Raw genomic sequence first — 19,407 nt, forward strand, 5'->3', positions numbered from 1 at the left:
AGGACACCGCTCACGTCAAGGAGTTACGGAAATCATGGACGCTGTGACCCAGGTCCCCACCCCCGTCAACGAGCCGGTGCACGGCTACGCCCCCGGCTCGCCCGAGCGGGCCCGGCTGGAGGCCAGGCTCAAGGAACTGGCCGAGAACCCGGTCGACCTGCCGATGACCATCGGCGGCGAGCGGCGGATGGGCGGCGGCGACCGCTTCGACGTGGTGCAGCCGCACAACCACAAGGCCCGCCTCGGCACCTACGCCAACGCGACCCGGCAGGACGCCCAGGACGCCATCGACGCGGCCCTCGCCGCCGCGCCCGCCTGGCGCGCGATGTCCTTCGACGACCGCGCGGCGATCATCCTGCGCGCCGCCGAGCTGCTCGCCGGCCCCTGGCGCGAGACGCTGGCCGCCTCCACCATGCTGGGCCAGTCGAAGACGGCCCAGCAGGCCGAGATCGACTGTCCCTGCGAGCTGGTCGACTTCTGGCGCTTCAACGTCAAGTACGCCCGTGACCTGCTCGCCGAGCAGCCCCCGGCCAACTCCCCGGGCGTCTGGAACCGTCTCGACCACCGCCCGCTCGAAGGCTTCGTCTACGCGATCACCCCCTTCAACTTCACCGCCATCGCGGGCAACCTGCCGACCGCCCCGGCCCTCATGGGCAACGTGGTGGTCTGGAAGCCGAGCCCCACGCAGACCCACGCCGCCGTGCTGCTCATGCGGCTGCTGGAGGAGGCGGGCCTGCCCAAGGGCGTCATCAACCTCGTCACCGGCGACGGCATCGAGGTGTCCGAGGTCGCGCTGGAGCACCGCGACCTCGCCGGCATCCACTTCACCGGCTCGACGAAGACCTTCCAGTACCTGTGGAAGACGGTCGGCGCGAACATCGAGAAGTACCGCTCGTACCCGCGGCTGGTCGGCGAGACCGGCGGCAAGGACTTCGTGGTCGCCCACCCGTCCGCCGACCGCGCGATCCTCAAGACCGCCCTCACCCGGGGCGCCTTCGAGTACCAGGGCCAGAAGTGCAGCGCGACCTCCCGGGCGTACATCCCGGCGTCGATCTGGAACTCGGGCTTCAAGGAGGAGTTCGCCGCCGAGGTCGAGTACCTGACCATGGGCGACGTCACCGATCTGTCCAACTTCGTCGGCGCCGTCATCGACGAACGCTCCTTCGCCAAGAACAAGGCCGCCATCGACCGCGCCAAGTCCGACCCGGCCTGCACCATCGTCGCGGGCGGCTCCTACGACGACTCCGTCGGGTACTTCGTCCGCCCGACCGTCGTCGAGTGCACCGACCCGGCCAACGAGGTCTTCACCACCGAGTACTTCGGCCCGTTCCTCGCCGTGCACGTCTACGAGGACGACCGGTACGAGGAGATGCTGACCCAGATGGAGTCGGTGTCCGCCTACGCCCTGACGGGTTCGGTGATCTCGGGCGACCGAGCGGCCGCCGCGTACACGATGGACAGGCTCCGCTACGCGGCCGGCAACTTCTACATCAACGACAAGTCCACCGGCGCCGTCGTCGGCCAGCAGCCCTTCGGCGGCGGCCGCGCCTCGGGCACCAACGACAAGGCCGGGGCCCCGCAGAACCTGATGCGCTGGACCCTGACCCGCGCCATCAAGGAGACCCTGGTCCCGCCGACGGACTACACGTACCCGCACATGGGCTGACCCGGACACCTGGCCCGCCGCTCGTCGCGCCCCCGTTCCCGTGACCCGGGACCGGGGGCGCGACGATGTGACGGATGGGAAAAGGCCAGGTCAGCGATGTGTGACCCAATCCACCGTCTCAGATAGTAGGAAGTCCGACTAACTGTGGAGACAGATGCGCCTACCTCGCCTAGCTTTGTAGGAGCCGAACGTCTCGCTCGATCCAGCGAATGGCGGTCGTGAGCCGGAGCCCTAGGCAGGCAACCCCTGCGGCCCCGCTCCCCGCCCCTTCCGGCGTCTCGTACACCTCCCGTTTCCGAACTCCGGAATGCCTCGAAGGAGTCGATTCCCCATGGCCGAGACGACCGTCCGCCGCCGAGTCCGTCACGTTTCCCGGACCACCGAGTCCGACCGCAAGAACGCCGCCGCCGCCCTCCAGCGCGCCCTCGACCGCAGGGACAACGGCGGTTCGACCGGGCACTGAGCCCCCTGCCGGGAGCCGCACCCGTGTTCGGGGTGCGGTGCGGCCGTGAGCGGACGGCTCACGCGCCGCGCCGCACCTCGAAGTGGTCGATCCGCCTGCCGTCCTCGGCCAGCGCCGACACCTTCAGGGCCGGACGCGCGCCGCTCTCCGCCTCCACCGAGAGCAGCGAGAAGCCCCGGTAGCGCACCCGCGACCACTCCACCGTCTCCGCCTTCGACCTGCGGGACTTCGTCCACGCGAACGTCTCGACGGCGTCGTGGCGGGTCACGTGTCCCTCGTAGCTCTCCTTGACGCCGGACGGGAAGCCGTACAGATCGCGCCCGCCGCCGCCCGCCGTGACGTACACGATCCCGTCCCGGGTCGGGTCGGTCGACGCGCCGATGGGGACCGCCCGGCCGACCTCGCCGCCCTTGACGGCGTCGGTCCGCTCGTAGACGTGGTTGTGGCCGTTGATCACCAGGTCCACCTGGTGCTCCGCGAACAGCGGCAGCCAGGTGTCGCGGATGCCGCCGTCGGAGGCGTGCGACGACGTCGAGTAGGCGCAGTGGTGGAAGAAGACGACGACGAAGTCCACGCCCTTCGCGGTCCGCAGCTCACCCAGTGTCCTGTCCAGCCATCTGGTCTGCCGACCGCCCGTGTAGCCGAAGTTGGCGGGGATCTCGTACGACACGTCGTTGGCGTCCAGCGCCACGAAGGCGACGTTGCCGTAGGTGAACGCGTACACGCCCGGTGCCGTGCGCGGGTCGAAGCCGTTGTCCGGGAGGGACCAGCGGGCGAGCTGGCCGCCGTAGCCGTCCGGCGAGTACCAGGCCTCCATGTCGTGGTTGCCGGTCGTCACCATCCACGGCACGGACCTGGCCACCGACTCGTTCTGCTTGAGGAACAGGTCCCAGAACCCGGGGTCGTAGCCGTCCGACGTGACGCCCTTGCCGTTGCCGTTCGCGTAGCAGATGTCGCCGGCGTGGAGGTGGAAGGCGGGCTTCCGGCGGGCGATCAGGTTGTCGTTGGCCGCGGCCGCGCTGCCGACGCCCTGGTCGCCGAACGCGGTGAACACGAACTTCTCGGGGGTCGCGGGCGCCGTACGGAAGGTGGCGATCGTCGAGCGGTGGGCCGGGGAGGCCGGGTCGAAGCCCTCGTGGCCGACGCCGTAGTAGTACGTCGTGCCGGGGCGCAGGCCGTCCAGAGCCGCGTGCACGTAGTACTGCTCCAGCTCCAGGCGCACGCCCTCGACCCCCGGCGTGTGCAGGTCGCGGATCTCGGCGTCGATCTTCCGGCTCAGTTCCTCGGGTTTCAGCCCCACCCGCACGTACGGCTTCCGCACCGCCACCGGCACCTGCCAGGAGATCCGCATCTCCTTCCTGGGATCGCCGCCGAAGGCCAGATGGCGGCCGAAGGGGACGACGGCGGAGCCGGGCAGCCGGGAGGTGGCGGGCGACGGGGCGGAGGTCGTCGAGGGCGTCGAGTTCGGCGAACCGGAGCCGCCGCAGCCGGCCAGCAGCCCGCCCGCCGCCAGCGAGCCCGCCGTCACCAGCGTGCGGCGCCGCGTCAGCTTCGTCCGCAGGTACTCGTGCTGCTCGGCCATGCTCATCCGGCGCGCGAGCTGCGGCGGGATGCCGAAGTCGGGTATTTCCATGGGGACGAAGTTCCCAGCGAATCCCAACGCCCGCCCCCCGTACGGGTGAACGTGGGGTGACGTGTGGGCACCGTCACCCTCCGGCGGCCCCCTCGCGCGTCCGTATCGCGGACAGCGCATGTCATCCCGTGGGACAAGGAGTACGGTGCCGTCATGTCTCGCAGCCTCAATCTCGCAGTGATCCCCGGTGACGGCATCGGTAGGGAAGTCGTGGCCCAGGGGCTCAAGGTCCTCTCCGCCGTCCTTCCGCAGGATGTGAAGCTGGAGACCAAGGAGTACGACTTCGGCGCCCAGCGCTACCACGCCACCGGTGAGACCCTCACCGAGGCCGACCTCGACGCGCTGAAGCAGCACGACGCGATCCTGCTGGGCGCCATCGGCGACCCGAGCGTCCCCTCCGGGGTCCTGGAGCGCGGCTTCCTGCTCAAGCTCCGCTTCGCCTTCGACCACCATGTGAACCTGCGTCCGTCGAAGCTGCTCCCCGGTGTCGCCACCCCGCTCGCCGGCCAGCCCGAGATCGACTTCGTCGTGGTCCGCGAGGGCACCGAGGGCCCGTACACGGGCAACGGCGGCACGATCCGCAAGGGCACCGAGCACGAGGTCGCCACCGAGGTCTCGGTCAACACGGCCTTCGGTGTCGAGCGGGTCGTCCGTGACGCGTTCGCCCGCGCCCAGGCCCGCCCGCGCAAGAAGCTCACCCTCGTCCACAAGAACAACGTGCTGACCTTCGCCGGTCACCTGTGGACGAACATCTTCAACAAGGTGGCCGAGGAGTTCCCCGAGGTCACCACCGACTACATCCACGTGGACGCGGCGACGATCTACCTCGTCACCGACCCCGCCCGCTTCGACGTGATCGTCACCGACAACCTCTTCGGCGACATCATCACCGACCTCGCCGCGGCCGTCTCCGGCGGCATCGGCGTCGCGGCCTCCGGCAACATCAACCCCTCGGGCGAGTTCCCGTCCATGTTCGAGCCCGTGCACGGCTCGGCCCCGGACATCGCCGGCCAGGCCAAGGCCGACCCCTCCGCCACGGTCCTGTCGGTCGCCCTGCTCCTGCGCCACCTCGGCTTCGAGGCCGAGGCCACGGCGATCGAGGAGGCCGTCTCCGCCGACCTCGCGGAGCGCGTCGGCAAGCCCGCCCGTTCGACGGACGAGATCGGCGACGCCCTCGCCGTACGAGTAGCCGGCTGACCCGCCGCGCCACTCGAATTCTCTCGAAGCCGCCGGGTCGCACCAGCACCCGGCGGCTTCCGTATGGCTTCCCCATGGTCCCGCCGGGTGTCACCATCATCCCTGGGTCGCATTCACGCCGTTTTCTTCCGCGGACTCCGCTTGCGATAATCGAACGCGGAGCCGCTGAATGAGGCAATGCTCGGACGTCCGAGCACTCGCCACCGGCAGTGCGGATGTGAGCGCGGCCCGTCACACACAACCGGTGAAGGACAACCACTCATGACGACGCCCACGATCGAGCTCAAGCCCTCGGCCTCGCCACTCTCCGCCGCGGAGCGCGACGCGGTCCTGGCCGACCCCGGCTTCGGCCGCCACTTCACCGACCACATGGTCGTGATCAAGTGGACCGAGGGCCGGGGCTGGCACGACGGCCAGCTCGTTCCGTACGCGCCGCTCTCCCTCGACCCGGCCACCATGGTCCTGCACTACGCGCAGGAGATCTTCGAGGGACTGAAGGCCTACCGGCAGCCGGACGGCTCCGTCGCCACCTTCCGGCCGGAGAAGAACGCGGCGCGCTTCCAGGCCTCCGCCCGCCGGCTCGGGATGCCGGAGCTGCCGGTCGAGACGTTCATCGAGGCCTGTGACGCGCTGGTGCGGCAGGACCAGGCCTGGGTCCCGGCCCACGGCGGCGAGGAGTCCCTCTACCTGCGCCCCTTCATGATCGCCACCGAGGTGGGCCTGGGCGTCAAGCCCGCCAACGAGTACCTCTTCCTGGTCATCGCCTCCCCGGCCGGCGCCTACTTCCCCGGGGGTGTGAAGCCCGTCTCCATCTGGGTCTCCGAGGACCACGTCCGCGCCGTCCCCGGCGGCATGGGCGACGCCAAGACCGGCGGCAACTACGCGGCCTCCCTGCTCGCCCAGGCCGAGGCCGCCGCCGAGGGCTGCGCCCAGGTCTGCTACCTCGACGCGGTCGAGCGCAAGTGGGTCGAGGAGCTGGGCGGCATGAACCTGTACTTCGTTTACGGCGACCGGATCGTCACGCCCACCCTCACCGGTTCGATCCTGGAAGGCGTCACCCGCGACTCGCTCCTCACCGTCGCCGCCGACCTCGGCCACAGCGCCGAGGAGGGCCGGATCTCCATCGACCAGTGGCAGGCCGACTCCGAGAGCGGCGCCCTCACCGAGGTCTTCGCCTGCGGTACGGCCGCCGTCATCACCCCCGTCGGCACGGTCAAGCGCACCGGCGCCAGCTGGCAGCAGTCGGCCGGTGAGCCCGGCCCCGTCACGCTCAAGCTCCGCGAGGCGCTGCTGAACATCCAGCGCGGCACGGTGGAGGACAAGCACGGCTGGATGCACGAGCTGGGCTGAGTACGCGGAGTTCACGTCTCGCGTGGCGGCCGGGCCCCTGCCCGGCCGCCACGGGGCACTCCTCGGCCGCCACCGGGCGCTCGGCGGCGCGGCTCCTCATGCCCCCTCCGCCCGCACCCGCTCCACCAGCCCCAGGGTCAGCTCCTGCGCCACGTCCTCCAGGTTCCATTCCCCGTCCCGGTAGGCCTGGTTGCTGATCCAGAAGACGAGGACGCCGTCGGCCGGTGAGCGGCCGAGGAGACCGAGGGACCAGTCGTTGCCGCCGTCGTGCCAGGCGAAGGGGCCGTCGGGGGTGTCCCGCACGCTCCAGCCGTAGCCGTACGAACTCGTCGAGCCGGGCTCCCGGACCCGCGGCTCGAACAGCTTGTCCCGGGCCCGCGCCGGCAGGATCTCCTCGCCCAGCAGCGCGCGGTGCCAGCGGAACACGTCCTCGGCGGTCGAGAGCATCCCGCCGTTGCCGCGCAGGTTCCAGTGGGGCCCGTCGGCGGCCCAGGGGTGGTCGAAGGGCCTGCCCATGCTCCGCCCCCGGTCGTCGTACTCCACCGCGACGAGCCGCCGTGGCCACCGGGGCAGCACGTATCCGGTCCGCTTCATCCCGGCCGGAGCGAACAGGTGCCGGGCCAGGAACTCCTCGTAGCCCTCCGAGGACGCCTTCTCCACGATCGCGGCGAGCAGGCTGTAGCCGGTGTTGGAGTAGTGGAATCGCGTACCCGGCGCGGAGCGGAGCTTCGATGCCAGCGCCCCGCGCACCAACTCCTCGCGCGACACGGGGGCGTAGTCGTCACGAGCCCCTCCACGAGACCGGAGGTGTGGGTGAGCAGCTGCTCGACCGTGATACCGCGTTTGTCCTGCGGCACCGGCCCCAGGTGACGGTCGATGCGGTCGGACACCCGGAGCCGGCCCCGCACTTCCAGCTTGAGGATCGCGGCGGCCGTGAACTGCTTGGTCATCGACATGACGTCGTACACCGTGCGGCAGCTCGCCGCGGTCCCGGCCTCGCGGTCGGCCGTGCCGAAGCCCGCGCAGTACGCCAGTTGGTCGCCGCGCGCGGCGACGACGGTGCCGCCTCCGCCCTGCGGCAGGGTGCGGCGGACGAAGTCGGCGATCGAGGCGCCGGCGCGGGGCGGTGCGGCGTCGGGCGCCGGGCCGTCGCCGGGCAGGGGAGCGAGCATCCCGAGTGCCAGTGCCAGTGCCAGTGCCAGTGCCAGTGCCAGTGCCAGTGCCAGTGCCGCCGCGAGCAGCGCGGCGCTCCCGACCCTCGTACGGGGCTGAGGTGAACGGCGGGGCGGACCCATATGACCTCCCAGTGGTCTCCGAAGCGGGGCGATGCGCACCGAGGTTGACCGCCGATCTCCCGCCTCCTCAAGCTGTGGGGGTGTTCGAGCTTGTACGAGTCCGTGTCTGTCCAGCTCAGCGAGGGGGACCCCGATGACCACCGCACCGCCCGCACCGCCCGACACCGATCCCGCCGCCTTCGTCGCGGCCCTCCGGCGTCTCAAGGCCTGGTCGGGTCTGAGCTATCGCCGGCTGGAGCGCCGAGCGACCGACGCGGGTCACGTCCTGCCCCACTCCACGGCGGCGACCATGCTCGGCCGCGAACGCCTTCCCCGCGAGGAACCGCTCGCCGCGTTCGTCGCGGCCTGTGGACTGCGCGGGGCCGAGGCCGAGGCATGGACGGACGCGCGGCGCCGTATCGCCTGCGGCCCGGACGAGGTCCGGGCCGCGGCAGCCGTGCGGCCACCCGGTGTCGGCCTGCCCCGGCCCGCGTCCCCGGCGCGGCCCGACTCGCTGCCGCGGCCCGGGCGTCGGCGCGTCCTCGCCGTGGCGGCGCTCTCGCTCACCGCGCTCCTGGGCGGGGCCCTGTCCTCCGGCGCGCTCACCGAGGACGAGGAGGTACGGGACACCCGGATCGTGCACTACGACGCGTCTCGCAACCATTAGAGCGGTACTCGAATCACGTTCTCCTGTCATCCGCTCACATTCACGCAGTCAGACGCTGCTGTCCCGATGCGTGGCCGCCATACGCTTCCGCTTTCCTGCGAACCATGTTTAGAGTGACGTTCTAAGTAATGGATCGCAAGGAGGTGTCGCCGGATGCGACTGACCCCCACCGAACGCGACCGCCTGCTCCTCTTCGGCGCCGCCGAACTGGCCCGGGCCCGTCGTGCGCGCGGACTGCGGCTGAACGTGCCCGAGGCGACCGCGCTCGTCGCGGACGCCGTGTGTGAGGCGGCGCGGGACGGGCTGCGGCTCGCCGAGGCGATCGAGCGGGCGCGCGGCCTGCTCGAACCCGACGACGTGCTGCCCGGCGTGGTGGACATCGTGCGGGAGGTGCATGTCGAGGCGGTGTTCGAGGACGGGTCACGGCTGGCCGTCGTCCCGGACCCGATCGGCGGCGCACCGGGAGGTCCCGCCCCCGGTGCGCTCCTGCCGGGCCCGGCGCACGCGGACCCGGAGGCCGTCGTGCGGCTCACGGTGACCAACACCGCCGGTGTGCCCGTCTCGGTCACCTCCCACTTCCACTTCTTCGAGGCCAACCCACGGCTGGACTTCGCGCGGTCGGCGGCCTACGGGATGCGGCTCGCCGTCCCCGCCGGGTCGTCGGTGCGGTTCGGGCCGGGGGAGCGGGTCGAGGTCGGGCTCCTGCCGGTCGGGGGCGAGCGGATCGCGATCGGGTTCGCCGGCCTCGTCGACGGGGAGCTGGACGCGCCCGGCGCCAAGGACGAGGCCCTGCGCCGGGCCGCCGCCTGCGGATATCTGGGGGCGGACCGATGAGCGTCGATCCGTACGGGTACGCCGCCACCCACGGCCCGCGCGCCGGCGACCGGATCCGGCTCGGCGACTCGGGGCTCGTGATCCGGGTCGAGTCGGACTCCCAGCGGTACGGCGACGAGTTCCTGGCCGGCTTCGGGAAGACCGCGCGGGACGGACTGCACCTCAAGGCGGCCGCCGTCCGGGAGACCTGTGACGTCGTGATCAGCAATGTCGTGGTGATCGACGCGGTGCAGGGCGTCCGGAAGGTGTCGATCGGCATCCGCGAGGGGCGGATCAGCGCGATCGGGCGGGCCGGGAACCCCGACACCCTCGACGGGGTCGAGGTGGTCGTCGGCACGGGTACGTCCATCGTGTCCGGCGAGGGGCTGATCGCCACCGCCGGAGCCGTCGACACCCATGTCCATCTGCTGTCGCCGCGGATCATGGAGGCCTCGCTGGCCTCCGGGGTGACGACGATCATCGGGCAGGAGTTCGGGCCGGTCTGGGGTGTCGGGGTCAACTCGCCCTGGGCACTGCGGCACGCGTTCAACGCGTTCGACGCCTGGCCGGTCAACATCGGCTTCCTCGGCCGGGGTTCGTCGTCCGGTGACGCCCCGCTGGTGGAGGCGCTCGCCGAGGGCGGGGCCTGCGGTTTCAAGGTGCACGAGGACATGGGCGCCCACACCCGCGCGCTGGACACGGCGCTGCGCGTCGCCGAGGAGCACGACGTCCAGGTCGCCCTGCACAGCGACGGACTGAACGAGTGCCTGTCGGTCGAGGACACCCTGCGCGTCCTGGAGGGCCGCACGGTCCACGCGTTCCACATCGAGGGCTGCGGCGGCGGGCATGTGCCGAACGTCCTGAAGATGGCCGGGGTCGCGAACGTCATCGGCTCCTCCACCAACCCCACCCTCCCCTTCGGCCGGGACGCCGTCGCCGAGCACTACGGGATGATCGTGGCCGCCCACGGCCTCAAGACCGACCTGCCCGGCGACGCGGCCCTGGCCCGCGACCGCATCCGCGCCGGGACGATGGGCGCCGAGGACGTCCTGCACGACCTGGGCGCGATCGGCATCACCTCCTCCGACGCGCAGGGGATGGGCCGTGCGGGGGAGACCGTCCGCCGGACCTTCGCGATGGCGGGGAAGATGAAGGCCGAGCTGGGCGCCCCGGACGACGGCCACGACAACGAGCGCGTGCTGCGGTACATCGCCAAGCTGACCGTCAACCCCGCCATCGCCCACGGCCTCTCGCACGAGATCGGTTCGATCGAGGTCGGCAAACTGGCCGACCTCGTGCTGTGGCGGCCGGAGTACTTCGGGGCCAAACCCCAGCTCGTGCTCAAGTCCGGCTTCCCCGCGTACGGCGTCGTCGGCGACCCGAACGCGGCCACCGACACCTGCGAACCCCTTGTGCTGGGGCCCCAGTTCGGGGCGTACGGCGCCACTCCCGCCGACCTCTCCGTCGCCTTCGTCGCGCGGGCCGCCCTCGACCGGGGCGGCGACTCGATGCCGACCCGGCGGCGCAGGGTCGCCGTGCGCGGCACGCGCGGGATCGGCCCGGCCGACCTGCGCCTCAACTCCCGCACCGGATCGGTCGACGTGGACCAGCGCACCGGCCTGGTCACCCTCGACGGCGAACCGCTGCGCTCCGAGCCCGCCGAGTCGGTCCCGCTCAACCGCCTGTACTTCCTCTGAGGAGCCGTCCCATGACCACACCCGCCGCCGACGGTTTCCGGATGCCGCCCGAGTGGGCCCCGCACGAGCGCACCTGGATGGCGTGGCCGGGACCGAACCCGACCTTCGAGGACCCGGCGGACCTCGCGGACTCCCGCCGGGCCTGGGCGTCCGTCGCCCGTGCCGTCCGGCGCTTCGAACCCGTGACCGTGGTGTGCGGGCCGGGGCAGTCGCAGGAGGCGCGCACCCTGCTGGGCGGCGGCGTCGACACGGTCGAACGCGCGCTGGACGACGCCTGGATGCGGGACATCGGGCCGACCTTCGTCACCGACGGGCGTGAACTCGCCGCCGTCGACTGGACGTTCAACGGCTGGGGCGCCCAGTCCTGGGCCCGCTGGGGGCACGACGCCGAGATAGCCGGGCAGGTGGCGGACCTCGCGGGCGCGCGAACGTACGCCTCGAAGCTCGTCAACGAGGGCGGGGCGATCCATGTCGACGGCGAGGGGACCGTCCTGCTGACGGAGACCGTCCAGCTCGGCCCGGAGCGCAACCCCGGCTGGACCCGCGAGGAGGTCGAGGCGGAGATCCACGCCCACCTCGGCACCCGCCGGGCGATCTGGCTGCCGCGCGGGCTCACCGGCGACTATCCCCCGGACGGCTTCGGCACGCTCGGCCACGTCGACATCGTCGCCGCCTTCGCGCGCCCCGGCGTGGTCGTGGCCCACTCCCAGCGGGACCCCGCCCACCCCGACCACGAGATCACCCGGGAGATCATCGGACTGCTCCGGTCCGCGACCGACGCGCGCGGGCGGCGCCTGGAGGTCGTCGAGGTCCCGGCCCCGACCGTGCTGGAAGCGGACGGCCGCTGGGCCGACTACTCCTACATCAACCACTATCTCTGCAACGGCGGGGTCGTCCTGTGCGGCTTCGACGACCCGCGCGACGAGACCGCCGCGGACATCTTCGGCCGGCTGTTCCCACGGCGGACGGTCACGCTCGTCGACGCCCGCACGATCTTCGCGGGCGGCGGAGGCATCCACTGTGTCACCCAGCAGCAGCCGCGGACGGGCGTCAGGTAGAAACGTACGGATGACCACGCCACAGTCGCCCTCACCGCCCCCGGCCGCGCACGGACGCCCGGACAGCGCCCGTCGCCGCAACACCGCCCCGCCCCGCGAGGACGTGCTCGGGGCCGCCATGGGCATGATCGCCGAGCGGGGCCTGGAGAAGCTCACCATGGCGGCGCTCGGCCGGGAGGTCGGCATGAGCAGCGGCCATCTCCTCTACTACTTCCACTCCAAGGACGAGTTGCTGCTGCGGACCCTGGAGTGGAGCGAGGGCCGGCTCGGCGCCGAGCGCGCCCGGCTGCTCACCCGCACGGGCACCGTCCGTGAACGGCTGGCGGCGTACGTCGACCTGTATGTCCCCGACGGCCACCGCGACCCCCACTGGACGCTCTGGCTGGAGGTCTGGAACCGCTCGCAGAACGCCGACGACGACGCCCGTGAGCGTCAGGCCGCCATCGAGGGCGCCTGGCACCGCGACCTGGTGGCCCTGCTCGCGGAGGGTGTGTCGAAGGGGGAGTTCCGGGCGGTCGACCCGGACCGGTTCGCCGCCCGGCTGCGGGCCCTGCTCGACGGCTTCTCCATCCATGTGGCCATCGGCCTGCGCGGGACGGACCGTGCCCAGATCCTCGCCCACGTGCGGGAGTTCCTCGACGAGTCGCTGGGGTGAGCGCGACGCGCGGACTCGTACGCCGCACGCGGTGACCGCGCGATGATCAGCACGCTGTTCGCATCCTGAGACGGACGGTGAGCGCGGGCCCGGTCTGTGCCAGACTGCCCCCGTGCTCTCGTTCGCCATGATTATTGGCAGCAGGCGCGCCGGTCCGCAGTGACCGCCTCGTACGACCAGGTACGGGCGGACACCGTCGTTCTCGACCCGCGCGCAGACCTCTCGCACCCGCGAGGGGTTTTTCGCTTTTCTGGCCCACCTTCAGCCGGGAGCGCAGCGCGAGGGATCATTGGAGGACGGTGGAGCCGGTCATTCCGGTACGACCGAGATCCAACACAGGAGCCTTGAGACCATGACGGACACCAGCGAGCTCGACGACTCGTTCCACGTCTTCGACACCACCCTGCGCGACGGCGCCCAGCGCGAGGGCATCAACCTCACGGTCGCGGACAAGCTGGCCATCGCACGGCACCTGGACGACTTCGGCGTCGGCTTCATCGAGGGCGGCTGGCCCGGCGCGAACCCGCGAGACACCGAGTTCTTCGCCCGCGCCCAGAAGGAGATCGACTTCAAGCACGCCCGGCTGGTCGCGTTCGGCGCCACCCGCCGCGCGAACGGCAAGGCGAGCGAGGACCCGCAGGTCAAGGCCCTGCTCGACTCCGGCGCCCCGGTCATCACCCTCGTCGCCAAGTCCCATGACCGGCATGTCGAACTCGCCCTGCGCACCACTTTGGACGAGAACCTGGAGATGGTCCGCGACACCGTCTCCCACCTGCGCGCGCAGGGCCGCCGGGTCTTCGTCGACTGCGAACACTTCTTCGACGGCTACCGCGCCAACCCCGCGTACGCCAAGGCCGTGGTCCGCGCCGCCGCCGAAGCGGGCGCCGACGTCGTGATCCTCTGCGACACCAACGGCGGCATGCTCCCCGCGCAGGTCCAGGCCGTCGTCGCCACCGTGCTCGCCGACACCGGTGCCCGCCTCGGCATCCACGCCCAGGACGACACCGGCTGCGCGGTCGCCAACACCCTGGCAGCCGTCGACGCCGGCGCGACCCACGTCCAGTGCACCGCCAACGGCTACGGCGAGCGCGTCGGCAACTCCAACCTCTTCCCGGTCGTCGCCGCGCTGGAGCTGAAGTACGGCAAAAAGGTCCTCCCCGAGGGCGCCCTGCGGGAGATGACGCGGATCTCGCACGCGATCGCCGAGGTCGTCAACCTCACCCCCTCCACGCACCAGCCGTACGTCGGTGTCTCCGCCTTCGCGCACAAGGCGGGCCTGCACGCCTCCGCGATCAAGGTCGACCCGGACCTGTACCAGCACATCGACCCCGAGCAGGTCGGCAACACCATGCGGATGCTGGTGTCCGACATGGCGGGCCGCGCCTCCATCGAACTCAAGGGCAAGGAGCTGGGCGTCGACCTCGGCGACGACCGCGAGCTGGTGGGCCGCGTCGTCGAGCGGGTCAAGGAGCGAGAGCTGAAGGGCTACACGTACGAGGCCGCCGACGCGAGCTTCGAGATCCTGCTGCGCGACGAGGTCGCGGGCAAGCCGCAGCGCTACTTCCGCACCGAGTCCTGGCGGGCCATCGTCGAGGACCGCCCCGACGGCAGCCACGCCAACGAGGCCACCGTCAAGCTGTGGTCCAAGAGCGAGCGCATCGTCGCCACGGCCGAGGGCAACGGCCCCGTCAACGCGCTCGACCGCGCCCTCCGGGTCGCCCTGGAGAAGATCTACCCCCAGCTCGCCAAGCTGGAGCTGGTCGACTACAAGGTCCGCATCCTGGAGGGCAAGCACGGCACCAACTCCACGACCCGCGTCCTGATCTCCACGACGGACGGCACGGGCGAGTGGTCCACGGTGGGCGTCGCCGACAACGTGATCGCCGCCTCGTGGCAGGCGCTGGAGGACGCGTACACGTACGGCTTGCTGCGCGCGGGCGTCGAGCCGGCGGAGTAGGCCCGGGTGGCTCGCGCACCCCTACAGCTCCCCGCGCCCCCTGCTTGTCAGGGGCGCGGGGAACTGCGCGAGAAGCCCCACCTGACCCGTTCCCGACAGCCCACCGGACCCGCTCCCGACGTTCCCCGCACCCCGACGGCGCGACCGTCAGCACGCACGCGCGGCCAGATCCTCGAACTCCTCCGCGCCCATCACCCGGTCGTCGGCCCACACCCGCCCCGGCTCCAGCCTCGCGAGATCGGCCGGGGTGAAGGAGACCGAGCCGTTGGCCTGGTCGTCGGTGTGGCCGTAGAAGACGAACGTGTAGGTGTGGCCCGACCGGAGCCGCTGCTCGCCCCTCGCCTCGGCGTCCCACGCGGCCGGCGGCGAGAAGAGCGGGAAGTCCGCGTCCCCCGACCACTCGCCGTCCGTCTCCCAGACCGTCGTGTCCGTCTCGTCCTCGCCGGGCTCGTCCTCGTAGGAGCCGGCCCAGCCCATGAGCGTCGGCGCCGTGTACGTGGCGTCACCGCACGGCCGGACCAGCACGCGGGGTGACCCGTCGCCGTCCACGGTCACGCCGGCCAACGGCCGGATCTCCGGTGAGCACCCGCTCAACAGCACGGCCCCGCCCACCGCGCACACCATCGTGAGAACTCTCCGCAGCATTCCGTTCGCCCCCCGTAACCCCGTCGCCCCCGCGTGCACCGCACCCGTCTCGAACGGTTGTACAGCCATCCGGGTGACCGCCCAAGTCGACGGTCGGCTCCCATAAGGTCACGAACGGGGATCGTCCGTTCGCGCGCCGATCGAGGTAGCTTCGAAGGTATGAAAGGCGCACCGGTCCGACGTCTGTTCCGCCTCCTCATGATGCCGCTCGCCGCGTTCACGCTCGCGGCCCTCGCGGCCCTGACCCTCGGCGCGCCGGGCGCGCACGCGGCCACCGACCTCTCGACCGTGGCCGCGGCCCTGCGCGAGAGTCCCGTCTACGTCGACCCGGCCGCCTCCGACCTGCTCTCCGCGGCGGACGCCGAAGCCCTCGCCGACACGATCGAGGACGCGGACGAGCCGATCTTCGTGGCGGTGCTCCCGGCCGGCTACCCGACCCAGGACCTCTTCCGCAACCTGCGTACCGAGACCGGCGTGACCGGCCTGTACGCCGTCCGTCTCGGCGACCGCTTCGACGCCCGCGCCGACAGCGGCGTGCTGAGCCGCCAGACCGTGGCGAACCTGGTCTCCGCGGTCCAGGGCGCGGGCGACCCCAAGGCCCAGCTCAACGACTTCGTGGACGACGCGCTGCGCAGCAACCCCGGCGGCACGGCCCCGTCCAGCTGGAGCGGCGGCGGCGACCAGGGCGTGGACATGGGCGGGCTCGCGGTGGCGGGTGCGGTCGTGGCGGCGGGCGGCGTGGGCGCGTACGCGCTGGTGCGCCGGAACCGCCGCCGCAAGGAGGAGGAACGCCGCGAGGCGCTGGCCCGGCTCGCCGTCGTGGTGGACGAGGACATCACGGCCTTCGGCGAGGAACTGGACCGCCTGGACTTCCACCCGGCCGAGCTGGGCGCGGACGACGCGATGCGCGCCGACTACGAACGTGCCCTGGACGCGTACGAGCAGGCCAAGTCCTTCATGGCGGCGGCCACCCGGCCCGAGGAGGTCCGCGCGGTCACCCAGACCCTGGAGGACGGCCGTTTCTCCCTGGCGCAGCTCGCCGCCCGCCGGGAGGGCCGCCCCCTGCCCGAACGCCGGGCCCCCTGCTTCTTCGACCCCCGCCACGGCCCCTCCGTCGCGGACGTCCTGTGGACCCCGGGCGTCGGCACCGAACGCGAGGTCCCGGTCTGCGCCGCCGACCGGGCCCGGCTCTCCGACGGCCAGGACCCCCTGATCCGCGAGGTGGACACGGTGTCCGGCGGGCGTCGCCCCTACTGGGACGCGGGCCCGGCCTACGGCCCCTGGGCGGGCGGCTACTACGGCGGCGGCCTCCTCCCCGGTCTCCTCGTCGGCACGATGCTCGGCAGCATGATGGCCACCCCCTCCTACGCGGCCATGTACGGCTCCGGCTACGGAGACTTCGGCGCGGCCTCCGGTCACGGGGGCGGCGACGTCTCGGGCGCCGACTTCGACTCGGGCGATTTCGGCGGCGGCTTCGGCGGCGGGGACTTCGGCGGTGGTGGGGACTTCGGGGGCGGCGGGGACTTCGGCGGCGGTTTCTGAGAGCCGGCCCCGGCCGTACACGGGCACGGGCACGGGCCCGGCGCTGGAAGGCGCCGGGCCCGTGGACGTCGTACGGGAGGGTGCGGGGCTCCGCTCAGAGAGTGGCGGCGGCCGAGGCGATCTGGGACGCGAAGGTGGACACCTCGGAGTAGACGCCGGGGGCGTTGCGCTGGGCGCAGCCGTCGCCCCAGCTGACGATGCCGACCTGGATCCAGGCTCCGGCGTTGTCCCGGCGGAACATCGGGCCGCCGGAGTCGCCCTGGCAGGTGTCGACGCCACCGGCGGCGAAGCCGGCGCAGATCTCGTCGCCCGGGACGAGACCGCTGTACAGGCCGCCGAAGGCGCGGCAGGTGGCGTCGCTGATGAACGGCACCGTGGCCTTCAGCATGTACCGCTGCTGGGCACCGCCCTCGACGGCCGCGCCCCAGCCGGCGACCGTGAAGTCACCGGTGTTGTACTGCGTGGTGGTGGCGATCTTCAGCGTCGGCAGGTTGATCGGCTGGGCGAGCTTGATGAGGGCCCAGTCCTTGCCCGTGCCGTTGTAGCCGGGGGCCCGGTACACCTTGGTCGAGCGGACCTGGACCCGGCCGCTGGTGCTCTGCAGGTCCACGACGCCCGCCGTGGCGGTGATGCCGGTGTTGTTGCCGGTCGCGCCCACACAGTGCGCGGCGGTGAGCACGATCTGCTGGGTGTACAGCGCGCCGCCACAGCCCATCGACAACCGGACCATGAAGGGGAACTCGCCCTGCGCGGCACGCGTACCGCCGACGACCGGCGAGGGAGCGGCCTCGGCCGGTGACACGGGCTGCAGACTGGCGATCGCGAGCGCGGCGGCACCGACAACCGCGCATCTCTTCAGAGCGGTGATGAGTCGCTTCAACGTGATGCCTTCCGTGGGGGGTTGACATGCGATGACTCGTACGACCGAACCGCAGATATGACGTAGGCATGCCAAAAGGCGACAAGAACTCCCCTTCGATGGCATGCCCAGGTCAATTTCTGTTGCAGGATTATGAGAACGCCGAAAGCCCCCGCACAAGAGGCGTGAACCAGCCAGCCTCACGCCCGCCCACACCGCACACCGCGAAAACCACGTGCGGCGGCGCCGAGGGGCCGCGCACACTGACCCGGTGATCGACATCACCCCCCACCTCGTACGCGCCCTGATCTCGACCCAGTTCCCCGACTGGAGCGAGCTGCCCGTCCGGCCCGTCGACCGCCAGGGCTGGGACAACCGCACCTTCAGGCTGGGCGAGGAACTGACCGTCCGGCTGCCGAGCGCGGAGGGCTACGTGGCCGCCGTGGCGAAGGAGGACCGCTGTCTGCCCGAACTGGCCCGGCACCTGCCGCTGCCCGTGCCGGAGCCGGTGGCCGTCGGCGTGCCGGGGGCGGGGTACCCGTTCGCGTGGTCGGTCCGCAGATGGCTCCCGGGGGACACCGTCGAGGTCGCGCCGGGCATCGACAGGACGCGCCTGGCCCGCGACCTCGGGGACTTCCTCGTCGAGCTGCGCCGGGCCCCGCTCGGCCGGGGTCCGGCGGCCGGGCGGCACTCGTACTTCCGCGGGTGCCACCCCGGCGTGTACGGCGACGAGGTCGAGCAGGCTCTGGACCGGCTGACGGACGTCGTCGACGTGGCCGCCTGCCGGGCCGTCTGGGCGCAGGCGCTGACGTCCGCCTGGCCGTCGGCGCCGACGTGGTTCCACGGCGATGTCGCCGTCGGGAACCTCCTCGCCGCGGACGGCACCCTCCGCGCCGTCATCGACTTCGGCTCCTCCGGCGTCGGCGACCCCGCCTGTGACCTCGTCATGGCCTGGACGTACTTCACCGGCGAGGAACGGAAGGTCTTCCGCGAAGCGGTCGGCCTCCCCGACGACACCTGGCGCCGGGCCCGCGGCTGGGCAGTGTGGAAGGCGCTGGTGACCACGGCGGGCCTGTCCGGCCCCGACCCGGAGGGACGGCAGCGCCGGGTGATCGACCACGTGCTGGAGGACCCGGTCGTCTAGGCCGCTCTCTGTCCTACTTCCCTTCTACCGTGCGGAGCATGACCACTCCCGCGGGCCCGGAGGCCCACGCGTTCCCCGACGCCGACCGCCTCGACGCCTGGCTGACCGCCCACCCCGCCCCGCACAGCGGGGACCTCTGGGTCATGGTCGCCAAGAAGGGGTCCGGCATCCGTTCCGTCGGCGCCGGCGAGGTCAACGACGTGGCCCTCTGCCACGGCTGGATCACCGGCATCCGCCGACGCCTCGACGAGCAGTACTTCCTGCAGCGGATCACTCCGCGCCGCCCGGACAGCGCCTGGTCGACGGTGAACGTCCGCCGGGTGGCCGAGCTGACCGCCGCGGGCCGCATGCGCGCCGGCGGCCTCACGGAGGTGGCCGCGGCCCGGGCGGACGGGCGATGGGCGGCGGCCTACGCCTCACAGCGGGAGGCCGCCGTACCGCAGGACCTGACCACGGCCCTCGCCGACCACCCCAGCGCCCGCCGGGCCTTCGAACGCCTGGGGAGAACGGACCGGTACCTCGTCGTCCTGGGCCTGCTCAAGGCCCGCACACCGCACACCCGCGAGACCCGCCTGAGGGCGGCGCTGGCCGAACTGGAGGCGGGAGAGCGGAACAGGACCTGACCGGTCGGTCCGGAGCCGGGCGCCGGCTGGGGCTGCTCGGGGCGTGCGCCACGGGCTGCTGGTCCGGTCCGCGTGCCGCGTACACGGGCAGCCCGGTTGCGGTCGGCGCTGCCGGTCGGGGGCGGCGGGACAGTGCTTGACCGGCTCACGCCCGAGAGGGCGGA

The 19,407-nt window shown here is 72.0% G+C and carries 17 protein-coding genes and 1 pseudogene; 14 read left to right on the forward strand and 4 right to left on the reverse strand.

Going from position 1 to position 19,407, the window contains the following annotated elements:
- Window positions 1–34: 34 nt before the first annotated feature.
- A complete protein-coding gene (gene pruA / locus ACWCRJ_RS34125) occupies window positions 35–1,666 on the forward strand; it encodes an L-glutamate gamma-semialdehyde dehydrogenase (RefSeq protein ID WP_450942927.1) in 1,632 nt (543 codons plus the stop codon).
- 331 nt (window positions 1,667–1,997) lie between these two features.
- Window positions 1,998–2,129, forward strand: coding sequence for a hypothetical protein (locus ACWCRJ_RS34130; RefSeq protein ID WP_005479955.1), 132 nt, complete (start codon window positions 1,998–2,000; stop codon window positions 2,127–2,129).
- Window positions 2,130–2,187: 58 nt separating this feature from the next.
- Here the strand turns inward: ACWCRJ_RS34130 and ACWCRJ_RS34135 are convergent, their stop codons facing one another.
- A complete protein-coding gene (locus ACWCRJ_RS34135) occupies window positions 2,188–3,762 on the reverse strand; it encodes a purple acid phosphatase family protein (RefSeq protein ID WP_450942928.1) in 1,575 nt (524 codons plus the stop codon).
- Between the two features lie 153 nt (window positions 3,763–3,915).
- Between ACWCRJ_RS34135 and ACWCRJ_RS34140 the strand changes: the two genes are divergently transcribed.
- Together ACWCRJ_RS34140 and ACWCRJ_RS34145 are read left to right on the forward strand one after the other, a co-directional pair.
- Window positions 3,916–4,959 carry a 3-isopropylmalate dehydrogenase gene (locus ACWCRJ_RS34140; protein ID WP_450942929.1) on the forward strand — a complete coding sequence of 348 codons (1,044 nt, stop codon included), beginning with the start codon at window positions 3,916–3,918 and terminating at the stop codon, window positions 4,957–4,959.
- A 261-nt stretch (window positions 4,960–5,220) separates the two neighbouring features.
- Window positions 5,221–6,309, forward strand: a complete 1,089-nt coding sequence (locus ACWCRJ_RS34145) for a branched-chain amino acid aminotransferase (protein WP_450942930.1) — start codon at window positions 5,221–5,223, stop codon at window positions 6,307–6,309.
- Between the two features lie 96 nt (window positions 6,310–6,405).
- On the opposite strand, the pseudogene ACWCRJ_RS34150 reads toward ACWCRJ_RS34145, so the two are convergent.
- Window positions 6,406–7,343 (reverse strand): annotated as a pseudogene (locus ACWCRJ_RS34150) (serine hydrolase domain-containing protein).
- On the opposite strand from ACWCRJ_RS34150, the gene ACWCRJ_RS34155 reads away from it, so the two are divergent.
- The 7 genes from ACWCRJ_RS34155 (at window position 7,243) to cimA (ending at window position 14,430) form a co-directional block, all read left to right on the forward strand.
- Complete coding sequence (locus ACWCRJ_RS34155) at window positions 7,243–7,581, forward strand: hypothetical protein (protein ID WP_450942955.1); 339 nt, start codon at window positions 7,243–7,245, stop codon at window positions 7,579–7,581. The pseudogene ACWCRJ_RS34150 and the gene ACWCRJ_RS34155 sit on opposite strands and share 101 nt — an antisense overlap.
- 156 nt (window positions 7,582–7,737) lie before the next feature.
- A complete protein-coding gene (locus ACWCRJ_RS34160; RefSeq protein WP_450942931.1) occupies window positions 7,738–8,250 on the forward strand; it encodes a hypothetical protein in 513 nt (170 codons plus the stop codon).
- A 153-nt stretch (window positions 8,251–8,403) separates the two neighbouring features.
- Window positions 8,404–9,084, forward strand: a complete 681-nt coding sequence (gene ureA / locus ACWCRJ_RS34165) for an urease subunit gamma (protein WP_450942932.1) — start codon at window positions 8,404–8,406, stop codon at window positions 9,082–9,084.
- Window positions 9,081–10,760, forward strand: a complete 1,680-nt coding sequence (locus tag ACWCRJ_RS34170; RefSeq protein ID WP_450942933.1) for an urease subunit alpha — start codon at window positions 9,081–9,083, stop codon at window positions 10,758–10,760. The genes ureA and ACWCRJ_RS34170 overlap by 4 nt, the downstream gene beginning before the upstream one ends.
- Window positions 10,761–10,771: 11 nt before the next feature.
- Entirely contained in the window at window positions 10,772–11,818 is a 1,047-nt protein-coding gene (locus tag ACWCRJ_RS34175) for an agmatine deiminase family protein (RefSeq protein WP_450942934.1), read from the forward strand.
- Window positions 11,819–11,936: 118 nt separating this feature from the next.
- The gene (locus ACWCRJ_RS34180) at window positions 11,937–12,473 is read left to right on the forward strand and encodes a TetR/AcrR family transcriptional regulator (RefSeq protein WP_450942954.1); all 537 of its coding nucleotides are present in this window, start codon (window positions 11,937–11,939) and stop codon (window positions 12,471–12,473) included.
- A 352-nt stretch (window positions 12,474–12,825) separates the two neighbouring features.
- Window positions 12,826–14,430 (forward strand): citramalate synthase, encoded by a 1,605-nt coding sequence (gene cimA, locus ACWCRJ_RS34185; protein ID WP_450942935.1) that lies wholly within the window; start codon window positions 12,826–12,828, stop codon window positions 14,428–14,430.
- Window positions 14,431–14,577: 147 nt separating this feature from the next.
- On the opposite strand, the gene ACWCRJ_RS34190 is transcribed toward cimA, so the two are convergent.
- A complete protein-coding gene (locus ACWCRJ_RS34190) occupies window positions 14,578–15,075 on the reverse strand; it encodes a hypothetical protein (RefSeq protein WP_450942936.1) in 498 nt (165 codons plus the stop codon).
- Window positions 15,076–15,234: 159 nt separating this feature from the next.
- On the opposite strand from ACWCRJ_RS34190, the gene ACWCRJ_RS34195 reads away from it, so the two are divergent.
- A complete protein-coding gene (locus tag ACWCRJ_RS34195; RefSeq protein WP_450942937.1) occupies window positions 15,235–16,617 on the forward strand; it encodes a hypothetical protein in 1,383 nt (460 codons plus the stop codon).
- Window positions 16,618–16,711: 94 nt separating this feature from the next.
- Here ACWCRJ_RS34195 and ACWCRJ_RS34200 read toward each other — a convergent pair whose 3' ends face one another.
- On the reverse strand, window positions 16,712–17,497 hold the full coding sequence (locus ACWCRJ_RS34200) for a S1 family peptidase (RefSeq protein ID WP_050398699.1): 786 nt from the start codon (window positions 17,495–17,497) through the stop codon (window positions 16,712–16,714).
- 250 nt (window positions 17,498–17,747) lie between these two features.
- Here ACWCRJ_RS34200 and ACWCRJ_RS34205 point away from each other — a divergent pair, with 250 nt between their 5' ends.
- Window positions 17,748–18,620 carry an aminoglycoside phosphotransferase family protein gene (locus tag ACWCRJ_RS34205; RefSeq protein WP_450942938.1) on the forward strand — a complete coding sequence of 291 codons (873 nt, stop codon included), beginning with the start codon at window positions 17,748–17,750 and terminating at the stop codon, window positions 18,618–18,620.
- A gap of 38 nt (window positions 18,621–18,658) precedes the next feature.
- Window positions 18,659–19,243: a YdeI/OmpD-associated family protein gene (locus ACWCRJ_RS34210; protein WP_450942939.1), complete on the forward strand. Its 585-nt coding sequence runs from the start codon at window positions 18,659–18,661 to the stop codon at window positions 19,241–19,243.
- Window positions 19,244–19,407: the final 164 nt, after the last annotated feature.

This window comes from Streptomyces sp. NPDC002324 (genome assembly GCF_053593335.1).

Bases quoted from the DNA above. Each gene is read 5' to 3' on its own strand.
- pruA (WP_450942927.1), top strand. From the start codon at position 35: ATGGACGCTGTGACCCAGGTCCCCACCCCCGTCAACGAGCCGGTGCAC.
- ACWCRJ_RS34130 (WP_005479955.1), top strand. From the start codon at position 1,998: ATGGCCGAGACGACCGTCCGCCGCCGAGTCCGTCACGTTTCCCGGACC.
- ACWCRJ_RS34135 (WP_450942928.1), bottom strand. From the start codon at position 3,762: ATGGAAATACCCGACTTCGGCATCCCGCCGCAGCTCGCGCGCCGGATG.
- ACWCRJ_RS34140 (WP_450942929.1), top strand. From the start codon at position 3,916: ATGTCTCGCAGCCTCAATCTCGCAGTGATCCCCGGTGACGGCATCGGT.
- ACWCRJ_RS34145 (WP_450942930.1), top strand. From the start codon at position 5,221: ATGACGACGCCCACGATCGAGCTCAAGCCCTCGGCCTCGCCACTCTCC.
- ACWCRJ_RS34160 (WP_450942931.1), top strand. From the start codon at position 7,738: ATGACCACCGCACCGCCCGCACCGCCCGACACCGATCCCGCCGCCTTC.
- ureA (WP_450942932.1), top strand. From the start codon at position 8,404: ATGCGACTGACCCCCACCGAACGCGACCGCCTGCTCCTCTTCGGCGCC.
- ACWCRJ_RS34170 (WP_450942933.1), top strand. From the start codon at position 9,081: ATGAGCGTCGATCCGTACGGGTACGCCGCCACCCACGGCCCGCGCGCC.
- ACWCRJ_RS34175 (WP_450942934.1), top strand. From the start codon at position 10,772: ATGACCACACCCGCCGCCGACGGTTTCCGGATGCCGCCCGAGTGGGCC.
- ACWCRJ_RS34180 (WP_450942954.1), top strand. From the start codon at position 11,937: ATGGGCATGATCGCCGAGCGGGGCCTGGAGAAGCTCACCATGGCGGCG.
- cimA (WP_450942935.1), top strand. From the start codon at position 12,826: ATGACGGACACCAGCGAGCTCGACGACTCGTTCCACGTCTTCGACACC.
- ACWCRJ_RS34190 (WP_450942936.1), bottom strand. From the start codon at position 15,075: ATGCTGCGGAGAGTTCTCACGATGGTGTGCGCGGTGGGCGGGGCCGTG.
- ACWCRJ_RS34195 (WP_450942937.1), top strand. From the start codon at position 15,235: ATGAAAGGCGCACCGGTCCGACGTCTGTTCCGCCTCCTCATGATGCCG.
- ACWCRJ_RS34210 (WP_450942939.1), top strand. From the start codon at position 18,659: ATGACCACTCCCGCGGGCCCGGAGGCCCACGCGTTCCCCGACGCCGAC.